The sequence below is a fragment of the Methanospirillum lacunae genome (assembly GCF_003173355.1).
In the GTDB taxonomy this organism is placed as follows: Archaea; Halobacteriota; Methanomicrobia; order Methanomicrobiales; family Methanospirillaceae; genus Methanospirillum; species Methanospirillum lacunae.
Genome location: NZ_QGMY01000016.1, coordinates 41,656 through 64,874, shown reverse-complemented (window position 1 = coordinate 64,874; position 23,219 = coordinate 41,656). Strand labels below are relative to the sequence as shown.

Sequence of the window (23,219 nt, the reverse complement as noted above, 5' to 3'; positions counted from 1 at the left end):
TCCAGTCAGCTCTTCTGATCATGATGTATATAAATCATACAGGGCACAGGGTGAAAGTGAACAGGGGTAAAATAATCAGTACTGTATATCCCTGATGCAATATCCATCAGGAAATTACTTCTGTGGATAATTTACAAGAATCGATTTTAGTTCAGAGTTGCTTGCTTCGGGGTTGCGTCGCAGATGGTGCACCACTGCCGGTTGATGGTTAAGTGTGCAGGGGGCACAGCTCCATACTCTCCCCGATGTCCGCGACCCGGTTGTCCATTCGCCAAGAGTTTCATCTTCACATGGATAGAGGGGGCAATAGCAGAAATCACACCTCTGTCCCCTGAAGTGACAGGGATAATACGGGCATCCCTTCTTGTTCCATTCAATCCACCGGTCACCACCGATTGTAGTGTGAATGTGAAATGACGATGCGATACTGGATCGGTCCGGGATCTTTAAAAAATGTTTTCTGATATATCCAGCACCGTATAATGAGGACCGAAATATCTTCTCGCCTATGTTTTCCGGATTGTTGTTTATAGAGGGGTCTGAATGTTCCGCTCCGATGATGAAACCTCTCCGGTCCCATCCTGAAAAACTTTCATCACGAGGTGAAGCTTCCATCTCTGCTTTGCTCACTGTTATCAGTGCATTAAGCAGATCCTTGTCTTTCAGGTGTCCATTAATGGTACAGATCATCCTCATGGTGACATCCATGTTCCGTGAGTCTTCAGCATTCTGTATTTCTCTGCTGCCTGTATCCTGACCGGTAACTCCGGCAGTGATAAACAGAGTAACCTGATCATATCTGAACACAGCATGGTGCGTCGATTGTTCAGGGATCAGAAGTCCGAATGTTGTTTCTGGTGACAGTCCGTTCCGATATGCTGCATTTCTAATCAACAGTGAATGTTCAACAGGATTTGAGGGCTGTACCTGTTGGGTTAAAAGAGATGTGACATTTTTAATGCCACCATTATCCCCGGTACTGCAGGCACGAAATGAGCCGCGTACAATGAGGGTATCCTTTGTGAGGTAATACCTCATACAACCGAATATCGGTGTCTGTCTTTGAGTTCCTGCTGCTTTCCTGCGTTCCAGCCTGATACATCCTGAAGGTACCCGGTGACCCTGCTGATCTGCACGACATCATGAGACCCGCATTCAGGACAGACTGGTTCACCGCAAAGTGGGCAATATTCGATTGTTGAGGATATTTCATGACCACAATCGCAGGTGTCAAGCGGACACATGATCTCCAGGTTCTTCTCACCACAAACAGGACATGGTGTTTCATCTACGATGAGATGGCAGGAATGACATTTATAACGCCGCTCTGCAACCGGTACCTCATCTTTTGATGAATACTGTGCAGCAATCTTGCGCTGTTGTTCACTCCATATCATACACATACATACTAAATTTGACCTTATGAGAGTATCTGGAAATATTGAAGACCATCAGATTTTCTTATGTTCGCTTTCCGCGAAGTGAGGCATAACGGGCAGCTGCTGCCCCGGGATCATTTGATTCATAAATAGCCCTGCCGACAATAATGCCATCGACAAGACCGGCTATTGCGTCAGGATCCCCCCCCTGGGCTCCGACACCGGGTGAAAGGATCTTTCTGGTCCCAATAATCTCACGCAGGATTCGTGTCCTCTCCGGCCTGGTTGCAGGTGCAATTATCCCATCAGCCCCGGTTTCAATAACCACCCTGGCGATACGTTCTGCTGTTCCGCTCTGGAAGAATTCAGCGCCTCCGGGATGACTCATCTCGGCTACCACATAACATTCTCCCCCATTGTCATGTGCAACATTCACGCAGGCCTTGACCGAATCTGATCCCGGAAATCCATGGCAGATGATTCCTGAGAATCCTGCTTCAAAAACCTGCTGTGCAATGAGCTGGTTGGTATTTGGGATGTCTGCAACCTTGAAGTCAGCAATAAGAGGGAGACCAAATGCTTTTAGCTCTTTGGCAATACCGAGACCTTCGGCGAGGATGAGGGGATACCCTATCTTTATTGCATCAATGTGCGGTGCTGCTGCTGAAGCGATCCGCATGGCATCTGTTCTGGTTGTCGGATCAAGTGCAAGGATAAGGTCGGTCACGAAATTCTCTCCATCGCTGTTGCAACAAGCAGTGGGAAAGTAATTGTGGCGTCACAATAAACAGTCACAGTCTCTGCATCTTCTTCCACTTTTCCCCAGGATCGTGCCTCGTCAAGGGTTGCCCCTGAAAGACCACCCAGATCTGGCCTGTCACCGGTCAGTTGAATTGCGTAGGTAAACCCTTTCGGAGTCATCAGCATACTCTGGAGGATGAAGTTTTTCGGAACCCCTCCCCCGATAAAGAGGGCTCCTGCTCTCTCAGATTCAAAACAGAGATCGATGATCTTTGTCATATCAGCAAAGGCATCAACTGTTACTTTTCTCCCCTGACGGAAGAGCCAGTACTGAAGACCTATCATCGAGTCCTGAATGGCAGGACAGAAAACCGGAATATTGTGTCTCGCTGCCGTTGCAAGGATCCCTGTCTCAAGCTTTGATCCGATGTGGGCAAGGAGATCACTAATAGAGATGACACTCCCGTCTTCCAGTTCACTGTATACTCCCTGCATAAACTCTTCAAAAGCGATGAAGGCATCGTTAGGGAGGTAGACATCGTATATCCTGTTTATCTCTTCGTGTCTGAGATCCACATCATTGCAACGCTCCGTTCCTTTGAAATGGTGGCAGCCAATCGCCTCAATCACATCATGAGTGAGGTTTGCCCCGGTTGAGACGAGGGCATCAACTCGTCCGTCCCGGATCAGATCACTAACGATTCCTCCCATTCCTGCGGGAACCATTGCCCCGGCGAATCCAAGGAATCGGGTGGCCCGTGCATCGGTAAGCATGGATGTGTAGATGGAGACAGCACGGGAGAAAGCACCTCCATTATACGCACCAGCCTGCTCCATCACCGTGACCAGATCATTGACACTCATTCCCGGCTTGAGATGAGCCTGTCTGACCGGAATATCGCAGTCCATGTGTATGTATGTACCTTCACGCATCAAGTAACTGGTGATGAGTTATGCTGTATCTGAAAGGAATACTCCTGATTTAGCAATATGATCCCGCCCGATTTCGTAGATGTATACGGTTATTGCATCAGGAGATACACCCAGTTCCTCGACGAGTACATCGGTAACACGTCTGGCAACCGCCCTCTTCTGATCCTGTGTTCTTCCTTCTGCCATGGTAATCTGAACTGCCGGCATGTCTGAAGAGTTAGGATACAGATTGAAAAGAACCTTCCCTGAAGACTTCTTTTCCCCTGATAAGGGGTCGTGCAAGGTGTCTGCGGGCTGTTGGAGGGACTTCATACCATCCGGTGAGGATCTCCCGATCTCTGATTATTGTTTCCGGAGTCGGGGCTTTCGCCCCGCACTTTCTGCACTTGTATCCTTTACCTGCTCCGGCACTGGTCATCTGCTTCTGGCATTTACTGCAGAATGGTGCTGATTTAACCTCGTCTCTCTCCATCGAACAGAGGCAGAATTTTTCAAGATTTAAAGTACCGTTTAGGAATGAGCCGACCGCAATGATTTGATCTCCAGGAATAAGGGATCTCACCAGTTGTCTGAAACCTTTCGTTGGTTCAAATGCCATGCAGGTGAGTTCTTTCCCTCCATTTCCAATGACCAGGCTGACATGACCGCCTGTTCCTGTGATCGGAGGATGCAAAACAGTTCCACATATCCTGTACGACGAGTTCTCATTCAGTGATCCGATTGTTCCTTCAAGCAGGTGTGCATCGGTTCCCTGATTTGTAAGCCAGATCTGTCCCCAGGGAAATGGCTCTGATCTAATGCATGAAACAGCATGGGCAACTGCAAATGGAGAATCACCACGTATGCCATAGAGGACCGGATCAGGTGAATGAGGGACACAGACAACAGAACCCCGTTCCCAGTCGACAGTATCCCAGGTATGGGGTGCTGTCTCTTCATCTGCTATGAAGAGACTGTTATGATTGACATCACGGGGTGTGGCCCATCGTGTCTCTTCACGGTAAGCCAGATATTCCCATGTATGATCCGGAAGAACAGAAGCAATTGCGGCTGTAGCTCCAATGAGTCCCCGTCCTAGTTTATATCCCTTCCAGGCTAAAGCGTGCTCTTTAAGGAGTTCTTCAACTTCAGAGATTGAACAAACAGACGTTACTGCTTTAAAGTAGAAGTCAGAAGGAAGTTGCTCCTTTGCGACAACTACTCCTGGATGTGTTTTTTCGCACTTCAAGTCTGCATATGCACTGACAAGGCTGCATGCTTGAGTAAACGCAACACCAGGATCCCCTCGGGCCCTGATGGCAATAGCAGCGTTTCCCCTTGTCCGGAAGGGAATAGTCGGATTTAGCCTTATCAAGCGTGCTTCGTAGATCGAAAAACCTAAAACACGAAGATCCCTGATAAGTTTTGCTCCAAGCCATGTTGTACACATTCCCTCTGGAGAGTCTGTGTCATCAACACCGATCCAGAATTCAGTATTTTCTGGCAATTCTCACCGTCTAAAAAACTAGAAAATATTTTATCAATTCCTACAACAATCCTTAAGATTTTATGTGAGAGAGGTTTGTTTGAAGATATACAGGCCGTTTTCTTTGTAAATACATCGATATGAACGGGTAATATCCTGTATCCCATCAACGTATGGCTTTGAGTTCACAAACTTTGTTAAAAACACTATATAGTCAGCATTATTGATCTGGTCTTCATAAACATTCATCCTGTCTGAAAAGAATGGTACCAGATTTGCCTGAGTGGACACAGATGCAGTATCCGGGATCTGTGACACTCCCTTTATAAACCAGTCTGAATCTGCATGCATATCTTCAGGAGCATCAAGAATAGCGTTGATTGTTACTGCCGGGGAGTAAATACAACAGGAAATTACACTGCTTGCCACAAGACCAATAAGAAGGATCTCAAAGAAGTGATGTGTGTTCCCATCGGTTTTTTTCTGAATTTTTCTGAGAGAGAAGATGGTTGCAAAAAAGAGTGGCATGACCACTAATGATGAATACTGTGCACCGATGTTAAAAAAACCTGATTGTGAAAGGAAAATTTCTGCAAATGAGGGAATGGAGATGATCAGAATTTCAGGTGATAATAATGGGAGAAACAGGAGTGGTCCAAATAATTCTATGAAGTATATGATCCTGGGCATCTGGTCAAAATCAGAATGTGTACCCAACTGATAGTACTGTGAAATGAAGGTTGTAGAGATCAGTTCATGCACCGGGCTGAAAGCTGGCATGATGACAAAAAATGCAGCAATTACCCATGCAGCAGATATAATGGAAAGGACGAGAAACGTTTTAAAACAGATCCTGTTTTGAATTCTGCTCACATATACGCCGTAGAGCGATGCACAAAGAATGATGACTGCGACATCCTCTTTGATCAACAGGCAAAGCAACCCGAAAAGAAAAATCCATCTGGTTCTCTGCAGTACACAGGCATATAAGAAAAATCCCAGAAATAGCGGAAGAAATGCTATTTCGTGAAAGTCTGTCAGGTTCACTCCATGGAGACCCGGGTACAGGAAGTAAACGAGAGAGATAATAAGAGCACCTGGGTTCCCGAGGATTTTTTTTGCTGTCAGATAGATTGGCACTGCTCCCAGACCAAGAAGGATTGATTGTACTACCAGGAGTGTCTTAACTCCCGGAGCCAGGGCATATACCGGGAGAAGCGCCGCGAGTATCGGAGAAGTATGCACACCGAAATGGGATGTTACACCGGCATTGATTGTGTTTTCAAGTGAGTTGAAGAAAAAAGTTCCTTCTGTTACTGTAGACCAGAGGGCCTGGCTAAAAATTCCCAGGTCATGATTCATCTGGAAAGTATTCAGTTTGAGGATTGAATACCAGGAAAAAAACAGAATGTAAAAACTGAGGAACAAAAGAAAGATAATGTCATATCTGTTCAGATTAGCAGAGATGAATTTCATATAAACACGAGTGGATATAACTATCTTTTGGATTATTGAATAAACCTGCTCAATTCACCTGATACCATATTCTTATTACTCTTTTAACCAATACAAAGTAACTAAAGGAATGTCACAGGACCGTCTGCTCCAGAATGCCATCAGCGTTATGATGATGGCTGGATATGATGTTTCAGAACTCTTTGCAATGAGGCCCAAGAGTTTTGATTTAATCGCCAATAACGGTAGTCAGATAGTTGTTCTGAAGGTCATATCTCATATTGACAGCATCACCGAAGAGAACGCACGCGATCTTGATCAAATATCCCGAAACCTCGGTGGTACTCCGCTTGTCGTTGGTGAGCGTGCCCGTGATGCAGAACTTGAGCGGGGGGCTGTATACGTCAGATATGGGATATCCGCAATAAATTATGCCACTCTTCACGATTTCTTTGTAGATGGATCTCCACCTCTTATTTACGCCTCACCTGGCGGTCTTTATGTGAATATCAGCGGAGAAAAACTGCGTGAACTTCGTGAACTAAATAACCTCTCCCTTGGAGATCTAGGTCAGGTTCTGGGAGTTTCCCGCCGCACTGTTGCTAAATACGAAGCCGGTATGGGCACTACTATTGACATTGCCATCAGAATCGAGGAGACCTTTGACAGCGGTGTCGTGGAGCCCATTGATCTGCTGGTTTATACTCCCCAGATCCCTTCTGATTTCTCTCTTCCTGCAGAAGACATTCCGATCCAGCCCTTTATTGAAGAGATGGGGATGCACCTGCAGATGATGAGCCGTGCGCCCTTCCAGGCCTTGATCAGATATGAAGATCATACCATCCTTACCGGGTATGGGAGATCCCAGAAACTTTCGAAACGGGCAGGAATTATTGGTAATATCTCACAGGTAACCCGTTCCCATGCCATGTGCATCATGACTGACGATCAGCGCAAGCGCAGAATCGGCAAAACCCTGATGCTTGGAGAAGAGGACCTTCTTTCAATGGAAGAAGCAGATGATCTTCTCAATGTCATTCTAAACTGAAATCATTATATAGAACCACTAAACAACCTTATCCTACACGTGGTGATTCTGTATGTCTACACAGCTTGGAGGACAACCAATTCTTATTCTTAAAGAAGGCAGTTCACGCACCCGTGGGCGCGATGCCCAGGGAATGAACATCGCCGCCGCAAAGGCGGTTGCCAACGCAGTCCGGACAACCCTAGGACCCAAGGGCATGGACAAGATGCTCGTCGATACCATCGGTGATGTCGTCATTACCAACGATGGTGTAACAATCCTCAAAGAGATGGACATCGAGCACCCGGCTGCAAAGATGATGGTAGAAGTTGCCAAGACCCAGGATGATGAGGTCGGTGACGGTACCACAACTGCAGTTGTAATTGCAGGTGAATTACTCAAGCGTTCAGAAGAACTTCTTGAACAGGATGTGCACCCTACCGTTATCGCTCACGGATACCGGATGGCAGCAGAAAAGGCACAGGACCTTCTCAAGGGCTTTGCAATCGACGTAAAGCCAAAGGATGTAAAGATCCTGAAGAAGATCGCCGAGACTGCAATGACCGGAAAGGGTGCAGAAGCCTCAAAGGACAGTCTTTGTGACCTTGTTGTCAAGGCAGTGACCATGGTCGCAGAGACCGATGGAACTGTTGACACCGAAAATATCAAGATCGAGAAGAAAGTCGGCGGATCAATCGAAGACTCAGAGATAGTTCTTGGAATGGTCATTGACAAGGAGCGTGTCCACCCTGGTATGCCAAGCAGCATCAACAAGGCGAAGATCATGCTCCTGAACGCGGCAATTGAGTTCAAGAAAACTGAAGTTGACGCCGAGATCAACATCACCAGCCCTGATCAACTCCAGGCATTCCTCGATGAGGAAGAGCGGATGATCAAGAGCATCACCGACAAGGTGATCAAGAGCGGTGCAAAGGTCGTCTTCTGCCAGAAGGGTATTGATGACATTGCACAGCACTACCTCTCAAAGGCAGGCATCCTCGCAGTTCGCCGTGTCAAGAAGAGTGATATGGAGAAACTTGCCCGGGCAACCGGAGCAGCAATCGTCTCCAGCATCGATGCAATCTCAGACTCAGAACTCGGATTTGCAGGAATTGTTGAGGAACGTAAGATCTCAGGCGAAGAGATGATCTTTGTCGAGGAGTGCAAAAACCCCAAGGCAGTCTCAATCATCATCCGTGGTGGAACTGAGCATGTTGTTGCAGAACTTGAACGTGCATTCGAGGATGCAATTCGTGTAGTTGGTGTTGTTCTCGAGGACAAGAAGTGTGTAGCCGGTGGAGGAGCACCAGAAACTGAACTCTCACTCCGTCTCCGTGAATACGCAGCAACTGTTGGTGGCCGTGCCCAGCTCGCAATCGAGGCATTTGCATCAGCACTTGAGATCATCCCCCGGACTCTCGCTGAGAACGCAGGTCTAGATCCAATCGATATGCTTGTTGAGCTTCGTGCAGCACATGAGAAAGGGCAGAAAACTGTCGGACTCAATGTCTTCGAAGCAAAACCATCTGATATGCAGAAGGAAGGAGTCGTTGAGCCACTGCGTGTCAAGACCCAGGCAATTGCCAGCGCTGCAGAAGCAGCAATCATGATCCTCAGGATTGACGATATCATCGCCTCTGCAAAGTCAGCAGCCCCGGCCATGCCACCAGGTGGTATGGATGAGATGGGAGGCATGGGCGGTATGGGTGGAATGGGCGGCATGGGGATGTAATCCCCAAATCCCTTCATTTATCCAAAAAATCCAATTCAAAAAAAAAAATCTTTTTGTCTCTCGAACAAGAAAAAAAGTTATTCCTGACGTGATCCCGGACTCTCAATCGTCTCGGTCAGTATCTTCCTGACATCAATCCAGATAATCAGTCGTTTCTTACTCTCCTTATCAGTATCCTCGGCTTCTGTCTTAACCCCGTCATCATGAGAGAGTTTAATGATGCCATGGACATAATCCGCTAGTTCTGCATTCACACCCTTGACATTAGTATCAATATCTTTCTCATCAACGGTGAGAACGCTATGGACCTCATCAACGATCATCCCTACACTTGTATTCTCAAATACATCCGGGATCAATACCATGATATTCTGTTCTTCCCGTTGTTTGGCAGGCTTTATTCCAAGAAGATGATGGATATTAATTATTGTTGTGATCTCACCACGCAGGTTTAGAAGTCCGGTGACATGGCCGGGAGCTCGTGGGATTGGGGTGATGGGGAGCATCTCAACGATCTCACGTGCAATCTGAATATCCATGGCATATGATTCTCCCCCCAGATCAAACTCAAGAATATCGACAGCCATCTTATCGTGAGTGAGTTTACCGTGTGAGGGTTTCAACCTTTGTGATCAGATAAACAAAAAAGGCACACTTTTCATATATCAGGGAATGTGGAAAGGCAGGAGAAATAACACCTGCCTATATGTGTTCAAAACCCCCCGGATATCTCATGCCTGATATGTCCACAGAAGTTTCCCTGACAATTAATTGATTTTTCTGTCCGATATATAATACTTTTTATTTTAGTATGAAATATATCTCCTCATTTCTCCCTGATGCACGATTCTGATGTTATAATCACCGCTCAAGTCACTTGGGTAAATTATATCCTTTGGATTTAGAATACTTTTTATCGGGCTTCTTATTAAAAAAGATTCAGAAATAAAAATTTAATTTTGATATTCAGCAAAAAAGATATTTTTTTTAAACACTTGAAATCTAGATTGTCGTCTTTCATCTCGCGCGAAGGCTATGGTTATTTTTGATGTGGATGGGTAGGTGCCGCATGACCATACTCTACATGGGTAATAAAAAAAGTCTTTAATGTGAGTCGTGCGAGATTATTATTATTTGCGCTGCGAGAGTGTTGATCTATAGTAACTCAGGGATAAATAATGGCAACAGAACAATTGCATGTCCTTTTGATTGAGGACAATGAGGATCATGCATTTCTGGTAATGCATGAATTAAAAAAAGGTGGATATTCAACAGATCTCCTGAGGCTGGACACTCTTCAATCAGTCTGTGATGCATTAGACTCCAAGGAGTGGGATGTCGTCCTCTGTGATTACTCACTTCCCGGGTTTACTGGTCTCGATGTTCTTCAGGAATTCAATAAACGGGGCCTGGATATTCCATTCATCATTGTTTCCGGTGAGATTGGTGAGGATACTGCTGTCTCGCTGATGAAAAGTGGGGCCCATGATTATATCTTTAAAGGAAATCTCAAGCCACTTATCCCTGTCATTCAGCGTGAGATTCGAGAATCAGAAAACCGGAAAAAAAGCCGGGAGAATGATCGGCGTCGTGAGGCAGAGGCCCGAAAATACCGCGCTATGATAAATGCAGCTTATGATGCCATAACTCTCTTTGATAAAGATACCCTCGTTGAATGCAACACAACAACTTCGGAAATTTTTGGGATTCAGGAAGAAAACATTCTTGGGAAAAACCTCCGTGATCTCTCTCCACCTACGCAACCTGACGGGACCGAGTCAATTCTTTTCTTCAATAGGCACTATGATGATGCACTGCGAGGGATTCCCCAGAATTTTGAGTGTGTCTTAAACAGGGGTGATGGTACTTCGTTTGATGCAGAAGTGACAATGAAGGTTCTTGAGCTTCCTGAAGGAAAGAGGACACAGGCAACATTTCGGGATATCACCGAACGCAAGCGCGTTGAACGTGAAATAAAGGATCAGATGGAGACAATACGTGAACTCCAGCAACAGGAGATGACGATGATCAATCAGAATCCTCTTCCTTTGCTTCTCATGGATCTCAATCTGCGAATCCTCAAGGTGAATGACTCGTTTCTTCTTATGAGTGGGTACTCAGAGAACCAACTCCTTTCTATGAAAGCCCATGACTTCAAGGTCCTGGAAAAGACGGGAATGGGACTTAAGGATGCTCTGAGGACGAAAAAAGCCGTAACCGGTCATCTGGTTGTTGAGTTCCCTGCCGGGGTCCATCATATTGAACAGGACATCATCCCACTTTTAGACAAGTACGATCAGGTGGTCAGTGTGATGTCCACATACAAGGACCGGACTGAAGAGATCAGGAAAGAAAAAGAGATCCAGCGGATGATTCAGGAAGCTAAGGATCATACGGCAGCACTTGATACCAGTGCAAAGGACCTTGCCGGGGCCTTTGAAAGAGTTTCTTCCGGTGATCTTACTACCGATATCATTGTCAGAGAAGGTGATCCTCTGGGGTTAGTCAAGAATGACGCAGTCAAGACGGTTGGTGCTCTCCGAAATGCCCTTCTTGAAGTTAACCGTGTATCTGGTCAGGTTTCTGATACGATGCAGGAGATCAACAAAGGATCAGAATCTATCGCCAAAGCAACCCTTCAGGTGGTTCGTACTGTCCAGCAATCTGCAGAGACTGGAAAGGACCTTATTGCTCACATCGAGGATATTACTGATCAGATCTCCACCCTCTCTGCTTCAAATGAAGAGATTACCAGCACTTCTCAGGAGATCCTCAAACATGCACAGGATGTTACTGTGCGGGGAAGTGAAGCACAGTCCCTTGGCAACGAAGCAAATGACAGGATGGATGTGGTCAAGCGGATCGCCCAGGAGAGTGTTGAGGATATTGATGAACTCAACAATCAGATCCGTGAGATCAACAAGATTGTGAAGATGATCAATGACATTGCCGGACAGATCAATCTTCTGGCCCTCAATGCCGCAATAGAGGCTGCCCGGGCAGGGGATGCTGGTCGTGGGTTTGCCGTTGTTGCAGGTGAAGTCAAGAACCTGGCTGCTGACGCCCGCAAAGCAACCGATCATATTTCTGATGTTATCAATGCCATCCAGCGGAGTAGTGAGAAGACATCAACTGCAATCCGTTCCTCACATTCGGAAATTGCACATGGGGTGGATAGTGTGACCAAGACCATTGAAGCGCTCAATCAGATGGTAAATGGAGCATCCGAAGTAACCCGTGATATGCGGGAGATTGTTAAGGCTATCGAAGAGCAGGCTAATATTTCGTCTTCGGTTGTTAACACGGCACAGGAAGGAATCAAACTGACCGGGGATAATCTGAAGCAGGTTGAAGAACTCTCAACCCTTGCTGAACAGGTCAGTGCTTCGGTTGAGGAGATCAACAGCGCAATAGTGGAAGTTGGCGATCTCACCAGTGAACTGAAGAATGAGATTCATCGATTCAGGGTGTAAACCCGTTCTCTTTTTACCACTTTCGTCAAAAAAAATTAGAAGAAGTTCTGGGTGATGTAGTAACTTGTTCCATCAAATGATGTTCCGAGTCCGATCACTCTGAATTCTGGAAGTAGCAATGTGGTTTTGTGAGAGATACTGTTCATAAATGACTGAATTGCAACTGATGCCACCTGATCAGGGTCATCTGGATTTATCTTTCCAAACTGGTATACATCGCCGATTGGAATCTTTACAATATTTTCACTAATACCATAGAACTTCTTCCCGTTCGGGAGGTATCGCGTCTGGTTGTATCCGTGACGTGTTGCCCTGTCGATTGGGTTTTCGCCAGATGGGTTTACATGATCAAAGAACTGGCGATCTGCCATATCCTGGCTCTGATCCTCTGCAACAACATCAAGTGCAGAGTCCCGTTTCAACTCGGTCAGGTTTCTCTTAACACGTTCGGCATTTGTATAATTTAGTACAAGCTCTGATATCCGTTCATTGTACCAATCCTGGGGACGGGTATAGGTATTGTTGATGGTGACCAGGTTACTACTTATGCTGTTATCGCTTTCGTTGGCATCTTTGAGGAGTGTAAACTTGATCGTGAGCAATGCACCGGCGTAGTATTTTCCAGCAGGTATGGTATCTGGCACTTTTCCGATAAGGCCTGTTTCCACTGAATTTCCGGGACGGATAAACGAAATTTCTGTCTCGCCGATGGGGTAATCTGCTGTTGTAATGTTTTTGTCTGTTGAAAGGTACAGCGTGACTGTATCGGTCATTGATATCCTGGTGCCCTTGTTTGTTACTGTAAACCATGTGTATAGCGGGCTTCCCGGGGCTCCTGATGGAGCAGAATGCAGATCCGAAATGGCAAGATCAAAGGTGGATGATTCATTCTGGGCTGCTGCCACTGGAGATGGTATAATGAAAAGGATACTCAAAAGGATAAGGAGTATTACGGGTCTTAATTCCATGATATATCACTCCCGATCACAGGTCTGGTGATCAGGATAGTAAGGAAAGGTTCAGGTTCAGAGAATAATTAGTTCACGGTGTTCCTATGTTTTAGTCGCCATGAGAGAATGATGGGTCAATACCTGAACCATCGCATCATGACGATTGCATCTTCGGTGTTTGCATAGTATCCTGCATACTGAAACACCGGTTCATATCCAAGTTTTTTATAAAATTTTTGTGCGGGCTGGTTTGATATCCTGACCTCAAGCTGCATGGCTGTAGCGCCCTTGAGCATGACCTGGTACTCAGCCCGTTGCACCAGAGCAGAGCCAATTCCTGACCCCCGGTGGAATGGCGATACTGCAAGACTGCAGATATGGCCATATATGTCTTCACCGGTATCTTCCACTCCACAGATGATATACCCGGCGATTCCCTCTTGTGACTCAGCAATAAAATTGGTATCTGGAAAAATTTCAAGAGCCTCTTCAAGAGTATCCCGGCTCCAGAAATCTGAAAATGATTTCTGTTCAATAGATTCAACGGCAGGGATATCAGCCTCTTTCATTTTGCGGATCTGCAGACTCCTGTTCTCCATATTTCCGGTACTGGTTTGTCACTGCACTCTTATAGGGGCAGGGGGATACGTATAATCAGACTGGTGTCAGACACATGGTTCATATATATCCTTTTGCTGCCGTGAGACCTGCTGATGGAAAGGCACAGGCGATCGCTGCAGTTCCTTATGATGTGGTAAGTGCTTCGGAGGCACGGGAGATCATCAACAATCAACCGCTCAGTTTCCTTCGGATTAGCAGAGCAGACGCCCTGCTGCCTGACACAGATCCATATTCTGATCAGGTCTATGCTCTCTCCAAAAAAATATTTGATGAGTATATATCTGATGGAATATGTGTTCAGGAATCAGTTCCCTTCCTCTACGTATACCGGGTTCTCCATGAGGGACGATCGTACACCGGTCTTTCATGTTGTGTGGATGCCCGTGAATACAAGTCTGGAGTTATTCACCGTCATGAATTGACCCGGTATGACAAGGAGGAGGATCGGACAAGACACATCGATGCCATGAATGCCAATACCGGGCCCGTTGTTTTGCTTCATCTGAAGAACGATGTAGTGGCAACACTTCTCAGCAAGTCTGTTACTGGAACTCCTCTCATGGAAGTCACTGCAGCAAATGGAAGCATTCATCAGATCTTTGCAGTGCGTGACTCCGAAAAGATCAAACTAATTGTTGATGCATTTGGTAAAATCCCTGCACTCTATATTGCTGATGGTCATCACCGATGCAAATCTGCCCTGAATGTTGCGGAACGCAGGATTGAAAAGGGTATCAACATTCCCGAAGAGACCTGGCATGTTATGGGGGTCGTCTTTGCAGAAGATGAGGTTAAGGTACACGGGTACAGCCGTTTGCTAACCTCCCTCGGTGATTATACTCCTCAAACCTTTTTGACTGCCCTTCGTGCGGTTGCAACCATAACGCCATTTGAGGGAGTTGAGCCCTCTTCGTACTCGATCACTCCAAAGCAGAAAAAAACAGGGCTTCATGTCTTCCATCTTTACCTGGAAGGAAGATGGTATGAATGCGCAATCCAGATCTCGGGTGCAGTATCACGTATAGATTCTCTTGATGTTTCTGTTCTGCAGGATCAGGTTCTGGTCCCGTTTCTTGGGATCACTGATTCACGGGGAGATGCACGGCTCCAGTACCTGGGTGGGGCCCGACCCATCCGCGATCTGATGATAAAGGTAGACTCAGGAGAATACGTTGCAGCGATTGCCATGCAACCCGTGGATGTACAAACTGTCTGTGCGATTGCAGATGACGGTGGTATTATGCCCCCGAAGTCCACATGGTTTGAGCCAAAACTCCTGAGTGGACTGCTTGTTCACTTGTTAGAATAATATCAAGCTCTTTTTTCCGGAAATTTGAGGTTCTCTCCTCATAATTGTATACAAAAAAAGATGTGGCCACCTCTGGTGGCTGTGTTTTTTACGAAGTTCCAAGAACGCTTACCGGAGCTTCGATATCAGTGGCAGTGCTCATCATGGAGACCATGTCTGGTTTTGCCATCATGGCGATGACATCACTCTGGCATTTGTAACTCCGTGCATGGAGTGTATATGACCCACTGCCATTCTTTGCATAGACGAGAGCGTAATATCGGGAACCGGTTGTCGGGTACGTGATTCCTACGTACTTGTTTGAACCACTGCTTGTATCTGCCCGGGTTGCTGCACAACTGCTGTACCGTGGATCACAGTCCTTGTAGATGTAAAGCGAGAAGTCAGGTCCACAGTAACTGGTCCGCATTGTGCTGACATCACTTGCCGACATCATTGCCATCGGGATGACTTCATTGCCACAGGGGCCTGTCAGGATCCACTCGATGTAGTTACGGTCACCCATGATCTGATAGGTGTAGGTCTTTGCCTCTCCTGAATTCAGGTACCCGGTTTTGACATCATCTGCTGCCGGAGCACAAGTGGTTCCCCCGCAATTCGGATTGCCATAACATGGGTCTGGATATGGTGGGTTTGGTCCGGTACATGTGTTTGATGCATCAAGTGTGAACTGACCGTATCCAGATGAGGAATACACCACAACGTACCAGGATCCTTTGTCCAGATTCAGGTACTTCACTTGGTTGTATGAGGTTTCTGACTTGTCGTAGTGTGCCATGATGTAATTTTCATTTGGCCAGCTTCCAACCGGGCTTCTCATGGCATAGATATCAAAATCTGCCCCATAAGGTGCGTTCAAAACCAACTGGGCCCCGCAGTCCACCTGGATTTCATATGTTGCGGCCTGCCCCTGATAGAGGTATCCGCTCTTTGACCAGAAGTACCCGGAACTTGCCGACCCGGGTGCAATGCATGCTGCCATGACCACAAGGATCACTGCAGCGGTCAGATATCCTGAAATGTATTTCATTTTCCACTCCCCTAACATTGTACTATGCTCTGACTCTATGATCTTACTCAAGGTTCCTAATCAATCTTCTCCATTTATACAGAGGTGAATTCGTCCTGATTTCTCCTCATGATGGTGGAGCAACAGACGTTGCTGTGTACATCATTGATGAAAAATCGGTCTGCTTCATCATCATGACCACTTCGTCCTGGCAGGTATAACTCCGGCAGGTCAGGGTGTATGTTCCACTTCCCTGTTTGGCATATACCTGAGCGTAGTACGTGGCTCCGGTCTCTGGGTATGATATACCAACATACCCGTCAGATCCTGATTCTGTATCTGCATAATCGGCGTACCACCCCCAGTTTCTGTGTTTCTCCTGTTTGTAAATGTAGAGATCAAAATCTGGACCACAGAATCTGGTTCGCATCGTTCGAATATCCCCGGCTGACATCATACTCATAGGGATGATCTCGCTACCACATGGCCCGGTAAGGATCCACTCGATATAGGATCGCTCTGCAGGAATGTAGTAGCCGAATGTTCTACTCTGCCCCTGATAGAGATATCCTGTTTTCACATCCGTTTTGATTGGAGTACAGCCTGGCTGACACTGATCATCACAACAGACATTATCGAAACAGGCATCCCAATAGGGATGCAGAGGAACCGGACATGTACTGCTTCCTTCAAGCTGATACTGGCCACTTCCCTTACTGGCATAAACTGCCACACACCAGGTTCCCGGTTCAAGGGTAAGTGAACTAATTCCACCTCTTCCGATTGAAGCCCGGTCATGATGAGTTATGATGTAAGAGACTCCCTGACAGGAACTGAATGGGTTGTCATTTTTCATCGCATAGAGATCAAATACAGTGCCAACCGGTGCATGTAGCACAAGCTGGGTGCTGCAATCGATCTGGAGTTGATGAACGATCCCCTGTCCTGAGTACAGGAGTCCGGATTTCGTCCAGGAGACCTGAGATCCAGCTGAAGCTGTACTCACGGCAAGGAGAAGGACGAGAAACAGCGTTGATAAGCCACTGTATAACCTGGATGAATTCATTTTTCCTCTCCTGCAGGGTAGCATCACCCTGTCATGATCGATACTATCCGGGTAGTGGATAATAATCCTTCTCCCATTGGAAAAAGAATAGTATGCTGAGTTTTACAAAAAGGAAAGGGGTCTTACTGGCTTTTTTGGAATGGCGGCCGGACCATTCACTCTTCATCAGATCGGTACATCTCAACAACCCCGCCTATGACGATGACTGCCGGGGGTTTGACACCTGCCGCAGCTGCCTTCTCAGCAATTGTGGCTAGTGTTCCGATCGTCTCGCGCTGATCAGGTCTGAGTCCACGTTCGATGACTGCAACCGGAGTCTCGGGTTCTCTTCCAAATTTTATCAGGGTTTCCGCAATCGTGGGAAGATTTTTTACACCCATGAGGATTACGATCGTTCCTCTGCTACGTGCAAGCCATTCCCAGTCGATTGCAGATTCTTCTTTTGTCGGGTCTTCATTTCCTGTGATAACTGTTACCTGTGATGCCCATTTCCTGTGAGTAACTGGTATACCTACTGATGCAGGCACAGCGATGGCACTTGTCACCCCTGGAACCACTTCAACCGGGATCCCATGTTCTCTGCAGGTTTCAAGTTCTTCCCCACCCCTGCCGAACATGAAAGGATCTCCACCCTTGAGCCTGACCACCCGTTTTCCTTGTTTGGCTCGCTGGATCATGAGGTCTTCTATCTCATTCTGCTTGCGGGTGTGTTTGTCAGCATATTTTCCTACATCTATCAGTTCAGCACTTTTTGGAAGGGAAGAGAGTACCTCATCTCCTGGAAGCTGGTCAAACAAAATTACTTCAGCCTGATCTATCACTTCCCGGGCCCGGATTGTCAGCATTCCGCACCCTCCCGGTCCTGATCCGACCAGAAATACTTTACCTCTAGTTTCAGTCATGTGAAAGTCCCAACCTCAAATAGGCTTCATCAATCAACTCACGTCCGCCTTTCCTGATCTCAGTACCGAAGGCATGTGCCTGATCCAGATCGCTGATCTTCTGCTCCAGCCTGAAAACCCGATCTCCCTCAAGTGAGAGCACCTCAGTGATCAGATGGCGGTCTTTGCAGAATATTCCCAATGGTGTATAACATCCGCCACCTATCTCTTCCATGACTGCCCGTTCGATCAGGGTATCTGTTCTGGTGATCTCGTCGTCAATGGTTGCGAGTATCCCTCTAACTGGAGGCTCGTTTCTGCTCACTACAGCAATCGTCCCCTGGTTGGTAGAGGGAACATGGATTGTGGGATCAAGTCTGAATCCGGGAAGAGAAAGTGAGAGACGCTGCAGTCCGGCCTCGGCAAGGACAATTGCATCGTATTCTCCAGCTTTCAGTTTTCCAAGACGCGTATCAACATTTCCTCTGAGGGGGAGTATCGATATCCCTGACCAGTTACGCTTCAACTGGGCAGTGCGTCTGGTACTGGAAGTTCCGATGACTCTGATGGCATCGTGATCCTTCTCAGTCACAACATAATCTGCAGGAGAATCCCGTTTCAGGATTGCTGAAGTCGTCAGACCTTCGGGCCGCTCAGCCGGAATGTCCTTCATCGAGTGAACTGCGATGTCAATCTCTCTGTTTATGAGAGCATCATCAAGGGCTCTGACAAAAACTCCCTGGCCACCTATCTCATGGAGAGGTACTCCGGTCTTCTCATCACCAACAGTTGATATGAACACAAGTTCTGTTGTGACTCCCTCTTTTTCAAGAAGCCCTGCAACCTTTTCTGCCTGTGCCCGGGCCAGCATCGAACTTCTGGTTCCAATTTTCAGATGCATGCCTTGTATGCCTGGCTTATAGCCTCTATTTCACGTTCTGAATGTGCTACAGAGATAAAATTTGTCTCGAACTGGGAAGGTGGGAGGAAGATTCTTGCTTTGAGCATTTTTTCCCAGAATGATCTGAATGCTGTGGTATCTGCTTCTTTGGCTTCACGGTAGTTTCTAGGAGGCTGGTTTCTGAAGTAGTACTTGAACATCGATCCAATCCGGACAAATGAGCCACCTTTCCCGGTACATGCATCTTCAATTATTTTTGTCTTTGATTCGAGATCTCCATACATTTCTGGGTGCTTATGTATCCATTCCAGTGTAGCAATTCCTGCTGTGAGTGATAGTGGGTTTCCGGAGAACGTCCCGGCCTGATACACCGGTCCGGCTGGTGCAATCATGCTCATGATATCTTTTCTTCCTCCAAATGCCCCGATGGGAAGTCCCCCTCCAAGGATCTTTCCTAGTGTCGTCAGGTCAGGTCTGATCCCAAAGTACTGCTGCGCCCCGCCTATGCCGAGACGGTACCCGGTGATAACTTCATCAAAGATGAGAAGGACATCATGTTCTGCAGTCACCGATCTCACCTCTTCTAGGTACCCCTTTTCAGGCAGAATCGGGCCAATATTACCAAGAACAGGTTCCATGATGAGGGCAGCAATTGATGATGAATCTTTTTCCAGAAGTGATGTGAGTGACTCGATGTCGTTGTATGGGATCTGTCGTGTATGCTTTACAAGATCAGCTGGGACCCCTGCTGAATCAGGCTGTCCAAGGGTTGTACATCCTGATCCAGCCTGAACTAAAACAGCATCATGTGCTCCATGAAACCCGCCTTCGATCTTGATGATATCAGTCCTGCCGGTAAATCCTCGTGCAAGTCTGAGTGCAGCCATGGTCGCCTCTGATCCTGATGAGACAAACCGTACCATCTCAATTGATGGATGATCTCTGATCACCTGCTCTGCAAGTGTTATCTCCGCGGGAGCAGGTGTTCCATACAGCCACCCATCAGAGAGCTGCCCTATGATTGCCTCTTTTATGACTGGATGGGCATGGCCGAGGATCAGGGGTCCGTATGCACAACAACAGTCGATGAGATCCGCATCGTCTACAGTTGTCAGTCTGGGCCCATGTCCAGATGTGACATAAAACGGGTATGGCTGTATTGCCCTGACAGGACTTGAAACACCGCCAGGAATTACCTGTTTAGCAATATTGTATAATTCACTGCTCTTCATCGATCCACCTGCATACTGATTCAGCAAAATAGGTGATGATCAGATCGGCCCCTGCCCTCCTGAGCGATATAAGGCTCTCCATCACCACCCGTTTTTCATCAAGCCAGCCGTTTATAGCCGCTGCCTTGATCATTGAGTACTCACCTGATACCTGATAGGCTGCTACTGGAAGGCCAAGAGTTGCAACATCAGAAATAATGTCACCAAACCATCCGGCAGGCTTGACCATCAGAATGTCAGCTCCTTCAGCTGCATCAAGTTCAGATTCTCTGATCGCTTCGCGTCGGTTTCCGACAGGTTCCTGATATGTGGTCCGGTCCCCAAATGAGTATCCTGATCCTGCTGCATCACGGAACGGGCCATAAAGACTGCTTGAAAACTTGGAGGAGTAGGACATGATCGGGATCTCCTCATATCCATTCTCGTCAAGGGCGGATCTGATGGCTGTCACCATTCCATCGAGCATACATGACGGGGCAATGATATCTGCACCGGCAGCAACATGGGAAACAGCGATCTTCTGCATCAGGGCGAGTGATTCGTCGTTTTTTAGATCTATCCCGTCTCTGCAGTCACCTATGATCCCGCAGTGTCCATGTGATGTATACTCGCATGCACAGAGATCAGTGATGATTACCATTTCAGGAACAGCAGTTCGTATTTTTTTTATTGTTTGCTGAATGACCCCATCCGGCGCAAATGCCCCTGAGGCTGCTTCATCCTTCACCTTTGGTATTCCAAAGAGAAGAACTGCTTTGATACCAACAGATGCAAGGTTTTTACATACTTTATCAGCCATTTCCGGAGGATACCGTTCAACTCCGGGCATTGATGCGATTGGTATTGGAGATTCTGCTGTTTCATCAAAAAACAGGGGTGCAATAAGGTCAGTCTTTGCGATACGGGTCTCGTTCAGAAGCGGGCGTATCTGGCGCCGCCTGAGTCGTCTCAATCTTATTTGCGGGAACATAGTCCTTCTCCTCTGGTAATTGCCGATACAAGTTCTTCGGCCAGGGCTATCTCGCCCCGTTCCGCACAGAACCGAATTGACATGGTCACATCAGCCAGGAGTTTTCTGGTCAGAGCCCTGGTCAGATCCTCAACAATCTCATGGGCATGATCATCATATCCCTGCAGTCTGGCAAATGCCCTGTCACGTTCCCGGACCCTGACCGTTTCGGCCCAGGTATGGAGGGTAGCAAGGGTCTCGTCTGCAGCCCGGCGATTATACAGTTTGATAAACTGATCAAGTTCCTCTTCAAGGAAAAGTCTGGCGTGAGTTGCTGCCTCTCGTCTGAGCTGGGAAGTGGCGTCATTGACCTGTCTGAGATCGTCAATAGTAAAAAGACAGACTCCGTCAATCTTTCCAACCTCCTCTTCCACATCACGCGGCTGGGCAATATCAACGATGATGACAGGTTTTACTACCCCGTCGAGTGGCCAGGTTCTGCCTTTCATTGCTTCTCTGACATCGTTAGCACGGATGACCGGATGTGGGGCAGCCGTGCAACAGATTACAACGTCTGAAAGGGCTAGATACCGGTAGAGATCATCCATCGGTACTGCTGTTCCGTCAATTTTATGGGCAAGGACCCGAGCTCTGTCAAGCGTCCGGTTTGCAACATAAATGGCAGAAAGCTGTTTTGCCGCAAGAGCCTGTGTGACAAGCACTCCCATCTCCCCGCTACCAAGGATTAGGATACGTTTTCCCTCCAGGGTATGGAGCTGCTCTTCGGCTAAAAGCACTGCTGCTGACCCGACTGATATTGCCCCGTTATTTATCCCGGTTCTTCTACGGACCTCGGATCCTGTATGAATAGCCTTGTTGATACAGAGCGTCAGGATGGGACTAGCAACCCCCAGTTCTTCAGACTTTGTCAGAGTTCTTCTGAGTTGTCCAAGAATCTGATCTTCTCCGATGATAAGTGAATCAATCCCTGCTGCGAGCTCAAGCAGGTGTGAGAGTGCTTCCTGATCCTGATAGAGTCTGAACCTTGATCTTCCCCTGCTCTTAAGAAATTCAGCGAGGATATCCGGTTCTCCATGAACAATAACTTCAACTCGGTTACAGGTCTGGAGAAGTGCAACTCCTTTGAACCACTCCCGGGCTTCAGTAAGGAATACGTCTTCATCAGTAAATCTGAACTCTTCTATCTCCGGAACCGAAGCGGTATGATGTGATATGCCCGCAATAGTAAGTGGAGCAAAAAGAGTTTGTCTCATGTCAGGTAGGTCTCTTTCACTCTCATGAGAGTATCCTCTGTTTCAGTACGAAGACTCTTCCATACTGTAGGATCATGCAAAATTGCAGTAAGAATCTCTCTCTTCCTGGTTTCCGGAATCATTCTCGTCCGCATATCCATTCTGAGTTCTTCAGACAGGGAGATCATCTTATCGAGATCAGGCCACATCTCTTCAATCTGTTCTCGAATAAATCGGGAAACTGCTGGACTACTTCCGCTGGTACTGACTGCTATAGTGTATCTGTCACCTGTAATTTTTGCCGGAAGGGTGACATCTGAATGAGAGTCTGTGGCATTATTACAGAGAATACCATCTGCTTTGCATCTGGTTGCAATTATTTGATTGAGATCTGGATCCGAGGTTGCTGTGATGACCAGGAAAGTTCCTCTGATTAGATCGGAAATTGCAGTTTCATCCCTGGGTATTGTTGTTCTGATCTGTTTTACCTGAATGGATCCAAATGCCGGTGAAAAGGATCGGCTGTAGACTGTAACATCAGCTTCATCGGCAAAGTACCGGGCCTTGCGTGCACCCACTTCTCCCCCTCCAAAGATGGTTACCAGCCTCTTTGAACAGTCAACCATGAGGGGAATCATAGTAAGAAATTAGGATCTGAAAAATATGAATCTGTCTAAAATTCATCCGGATTTATGATCAATTCGCCTCAATTTTTAAATTTTTATCAGATTGAAACAAGGTCCATACTCTGGGCGCGTGTTATGTTCCTGAATGAAAGTGGTACTTCCTGGGGGATTAAGTTCAAAAATTATATATGGTGATAAGTATCACCTTGTAGAGCAC

22 protein-coding genes are annotated in these 23,219 nt (G+C 46.9%); 4 read left to right on the top strand and 18 right to left on the bottom strand.

All coding sequences use genetic code 11. The features are described 5' to 3' along the window. Positions 1–114: 114 nt before the first annotated feature. The 7 genes from DK846_RS15570 to DK846_RS15540 form a co-directional block, all read right to left on the bottom strand. Positions 115–1,038, bottom strand: a complete 924-nt coding sequence (locus DK846_RS15570) for a cysteine-rich small domain-containing protein (protein ID WP_109969918.1) — start codon at positions 1,036–1,038, stop codon at positions 115–117. Next, entirely contained in the window at positions 1,035–1,397 is a 363-nt protein-coding gene (gene nrdD, locus DK846_RS15565) for an anaerobic ribonucleoside-triphosphate reductase (RefSeq protein WP_109969917.1), read from the bottom strand. The genes DK846_RS15570 and nrdD overlap by 4 nt, the downstream gene beginning before the upstream one ends. Before the next feature lie 64 nt (positions 1,398–1,461). Continuing rightward, positions 1,462–2,106 carry an orotidine-5'-phosphate decarboxylase gene (pyrF, locus tag DK846_RS15560; RefSeq protein ID WP_109969916.1) on the bottom strand — a complete coding sequence of 215 codons (645 nt, stop codon included), beginning with the start codon at positions 2,104–2,106 and terminating at the stop codon, positions 1,462–1,464. After that, positions 2,103–3,053, bottom strand: coding sequence for a deoxyhypusine synthase (locus DK846_RS15555; protein WP_245926580.1), 951 nt, complete (start codon positions 3,051–3,053; stop codon positions 2,103–2,105). The genes pyrF and DK846_RS15555 overlap by 4 nt, the downstream gene beginning before the upstream one ends. Before the next feature lie 18 nt (positions 3,054–3,071). Continuing rightward, positions 3,072–3,260, bottom strand: a complete 189-nt coding sequence (locus DK846_RS15550; protein ID WP_109969915.1) for a tautomerase family protein — start codon at positions 3,258–3,260, stop codon at positions 3,072–3,074. A 10-nt stretch (positions 3,261–3,270) separates the two neighbouring features. Continuing rightward, positions 3,271–4,539, bottom strand: a complete 1,269-nt coding sequence (locus DK846_RS15545) for a tRNA(Ile)(2)-agmatinylcytidine synthase (protein ID WP_245926578.1) — start codon at positions 4,537–4,539, stop codon at positions 3,271–3,273. A gap of 60 nt (positions 4,540–4,599) precedes the next feature. Further along, complete coding sequence (locus DK846_RS15540; protein WP_181391826.1) at positions 4,600–5,880, bottom strand: DUF2079 domain-containing protein; 1,281 nt, start codon at positions 5,878–5,880, stop codon at positions 4,600–4,602. A 223-nt stretch (positions 5,881–6,103) separates the two neighbouring features. Between DK846_RS15540 and DK846_RS15535 the strand changes: the two genes are divergently transcribed. Further along, positions 6,104–7,021 (top strand): transcriptional regulator, encoded by a 918-nt coding sequence (locus DK846_RS15535; RefSeq protein WP_109969913.1) that lies wholly within the window; start codon positions 6,104–6,106, stop codon positions 7,019–7,021. Positions 7,022–7,073: 52 nt separating this feature from the next. Further along, a complete protein-coding gene (gene thsA / locus DK846_RS15530; protein WP_109969912.1) occupies positions 7,074–8,732 on the top strand; it encodes a thermosome subunit alpha in 1,659 nt (552 codons plus the stop codon). A 77-nt stretch (positions 8,733–8,809) separates the two neighbouring features. Here the strand turns inward: thsA and DK846_RS15525 are convergent, their stop codons facing one another. Beyond that, entirely contained in the window at positions 8,810–9,319 is a 510-nt protein-coding gene (locus tag DK846_RS15525) for a chemotaxis protein CheW (protein ID WP_109969957.1), read from the bottom strand. Between the two features lie 591 nt (positions 9,320–9,910). Here DK846_RS15525 and DK846_RS15520 point away from each other — a divergent pair. Next, complete coding sequence (locus DK846_RS15520) at positions 9,911–12,205, top strand: methyl-accepting chemotaxis protein (RefSeq protein ID WP_109969911.1); 2,295 nt, start codon at positions 9,911–9,913, stop codon at positions 12,203–12,205. A gap of 35 nt (positions 12,206–12,240) precedes the next feature. On the opposite strand, the gene DK846_RS15515 is transcribed toward DK846_RS15520, so the two are convergent. Both DK846_RS15515 and rimI read right to left on the bottom strand, forming a co-directional pair. Further along, complete coding sequence (locus DK846_RS15515) at positions 12,241–13,173, bottom strand: CAP domain-containing protein (RefSeq protein WP_109969910.1); 933 nt, start codon at positions 13,171–13,173, stop codon at positions 12,241–12,243. Between the two features lie 116 nt (positions 13,174–13,289). Further along, positions 13,290–13,724 carry a ribosomal protein S18-alanine N-acetyltransferase gene (gene rimI, locus DK846_RS15510; RefSeq protein WP_245926577.1) on the bottom strand — a complete coding sequence of 145 codons (435 nt, stop codon included), beginning with the start codon at positions 13,722–13,724 and terminating at the stop codon, positions 13,290–13,292. A gap of 104 nt (positions 13,725–13,828) precedes the next feature. Here rimI and DK846_RS15505 point away from each other — a divergent pair, with 104 nt between their 5' ends. Then, the gene (locus tag DK846_RS15505) at positions 13,829–15,085 is read left to right on the top strand and encodes a DUF1015 domain-containing protein (RefSeq protein ID WP_109969908.1); all 1,257 of its coding nucleotides are present in this window, start codon (positions 13,829–13,831) and stop codon (positions 15,083–15,085) included. An 88-nt stretch (positions 15,086–15,173) separates the two neighbouring features. Here the strand turns inward: DK846_RS15505 and DK846_RS15500 are convergent, their stop codons facing one another. The 8 genes from DK846_RS15500 to DK846_RS15465 form a co-directional block, all read right to left on the bottom strand. Beyond that, the gene (locus tag DK846_RS15500) at positions 15,174–16,115 is read right to left on the bottom strand and encodes a hypothetical protein (protein ID WP_146201252.1); all 942 of its coding nucleotides are present in this window, start codon (positions 16,113–16,115) and stop codon (positions 15,174–15,176) included. Between the two features lie 106 nt (positions 16,116–16,221). After that, positions 16,222–17,160, bottom strand: a complete 939-nt coding sequence (locus DK846_RS15495) for a hypothetical protein (RefSeq protein WP_109969906.1) — start codon at positions 17,158–17,160, stop codon at positions 16,222–16,224. Positions 17,161–17,315: 155 nt separating this feature from the next. Further along, the gene (gene cobA / locus DK846_RS15490) at positions 17,316–18,062 is read right to left on the bottom strand and encodes a uroporphyrinogen-III C-methyltransferase (RefSeq protein ID WP_109969905.1); all 747 of its coding nucleotides are present in this window, start codon (positions 18,060–18,062) and stop codon (positions 17,316–17,318) included. Continuing rightward, positions 18,055–18,942 (bottom strand): hydroxymethylbilane synthase, encoded by an 888-nt coding sequence (hemC, locus tag DK846_RS15485; RefSeq protein WP_109969904.1) that lies wholly within the window; start codon positions 18,940–18,942, stop codon positions 18,055–18,057. The genes cobA and hemC overlap by 8 nt, the downstream gene beginning before the upstream one ends. Continuing rightward, positions 18,933–20,174 carry a glutamate-1-semialdehyde 2,1-aminomutase gene (hemL, locus tag DK846_RS15480; protein ID WP_109969903.1) on the bottom strand — a complete coding sequence of 414 codons (1,242 nt, stop codon included), beginning with the start codon at positions 20,172–20,174 and terminating at the stop codon, positions 18,933–18,935. The genes hemC and hemL overlap by 10 nt, the downstream gene beginning before the upstream one ends. Next, positions 20,161–21,144: a porphobilinogen synthase gene (gene hemB, locus DK846_RS15475; protein ID WP_109969902.1), complete on the bottom strand. Its 984-nt coding sequence runs from the start codon at positions 21,142–21,144 to the stop codon at positions 20,161–20,163. The genes hemL and hemB overlap by 14 nt, the downstream gene beginning before the upstream one ends. Next, positions 21,129–22,397, bottom strand: coding sequence for a glutamyl-tRNA reductase (gene hemA, locus DK846_RS15470; protein WP_109969901.1), 1,269 nt, complete (start codon positions 22,395–22,397; stop codon positions 21,129–21,131). The genes hemB and hemA overlap by 16 nt, the downstream gene beginning before the upstream one ends. Then, positions 22,394–23,014, bottom strand: a complete 621-nt coding sequence (locus tag DK846_RS15465; RefSeq protein ID WP_109969900.1) for a precorrin-2 dehydrogenase/sirohydrochlorin ferrochelatase family protein — start codon at positions 23,012–23,014, stop codon at positions 22,394–22,396. Before DK846_RS15465 ends, hemA begins: the two co-directional genes overlap by 4 nt. Positions 23,015–23,219 lie beyond the last annotated feature (205 nt).

What these genes read in the sequence shown, in the direction of transcription:
- DK846_RS15570 (WP_109969918.1), bottom strand. Translation starts at nt 1,038, where the DNA reads ATGAGGTATTACCTCACAAAGGATACCCTCATTGTACGCGGCTCATTT.
- nrdD (WP_109969917.1), bottom strand. Translation starts at nt 1,397, where the DNA reads ATGATATGGAGTGAACAACAGCGCAAGATTGCTGCACAGTATTCATCA.
- DK846_RS15555 (WP_245926580.1), bottom strand. Translation starts at nt 3,053, where the DNA reads ATGCGTGAAGGTACATACATACACATGGACTGCGATATTCCGGTCAGA.
- DK846_RS15550 (WP_109969915.1), bottom strand. Translation starts at nt 3,260, where the DNA reads ATGCCGGCAGTTCAGATTACCATGGCAGAAGGAAGAACACAGGATCAG.
- DK846_RS15540 (WP_181391826.1), bottom strand. Translation starts at nt 5,880, where the DNA reads ATGAATCATGACCTGGGAATTTTTAGCCAGGCCCTCTGGTCTACAGTA.
- DK846_RS15535 (WP_109969913.1), top strand. Translation starts at nt 6,104, where the DNA reads ATGTCACAGGACCGTCTGCTCCAGAATGCCATCAGCGTTATGATGATG.
- thsA (WP_109969912.1), top strand. Translation starts at nt 7,074, where the DNA reads ATGTCTACACAGCTTGGAGGACAACCAATTCTTATTCTTAAAGAAGGC.
- DK846_RS15525 (WP_109969957.1), bottom strand. Translation starts at nt 9,319, where the DNA reads ATGGCTGTCGATATTCTTGAGTTTGATCTGGGGGGAGAATCATATGCC.
- DK846_RS15520 (WP_109969911.1), top strand. Translation starts at nt 9,911, where the DNA reads ATGGCAACAGAACAATTGCATGTCCTTTTGATTGAGGACAATGAGGAT.
- DK846_RS15515 (WP_109969910.1), bottom strand. Translation starts at nt 13,173, where the DNA reads ATGGAATTAAGACCCGTAATACTCCTTATCCTTTTGAGTATCCTTTTC.
- rimI (WP_245926577.1), bottom strand. Translation starts at nt 13,724, where the DNA reads ATGAAAGAGGCTGATATCCCTGCCGTTGAATCTATTGAACAGAAATCA.
- DK846_RS15505 (WP_109969908.1), top strand. Translation starts at nt 13,829, where the DNA reads ATGGTTCATATATATCCTTTTGCTGCCGTGAGACCTGCTGATGGAAAG.
- DK846_RS15500 (WP_146201252.1), bottom strand. Translation starts at nt 16,115, where the DNA reads ATGAAATACATTTCAGGATATCTGACCGCTGCAGTGATCCTTGTGGTC.
- DK846_RS15495 (WP_109969906.1), bottom strand. Translation starts at nt 17,160, where the DNA reads ATGAATTCATCCAGGTTATACAGTGGCTTATCAACGCTGTTTCTCGTC.
- cobA (WP_109969905.1), bottom strand. Translation starts at nt 18,062, where the DNA reads ATGACTGAAACTAGAGGTAAAGTATTTCTGGTCGGATCAGGACCGGGA.
- hemC (WP_109969904.1), bottom strand. Translation starts at nt 18,942, where the DNA reads ATGCATCTGAAAATTGGAACCAGAAGTTCGATGCTGGCCCGGGCACAG.
- hemL (WP_109969903.1), bottom strand. Translation starts at nt 20,174, where the DNA reads ATGAAGAGCAGTGAATTATACAATATTGCTAAACAGGTAATTCCTGGC.
- hemB (WP_109969902.1), bottom strand. Translation starts at nt 21,144, where the DNA reads ATGTTCCCGCAAATAAGATTGAGACGACTCAGGCGGCGCCAGATACGC.
- hemA (WP_109969901.1), bottom strand. Translation starts at nt 22,397, where the DNA reads ATGAGACAAACTCTTTTTGCTCCACTTACTATTGCGGGCATATCACAT.
- DK846_RS15465 (WP_109969900.1), bottom strand. Translation starts at nt 23,014, where the DNA reads ATGATTCCCCTCATGGTTGACTGTTCAAAGAGGCTGGTAACCATCTTT.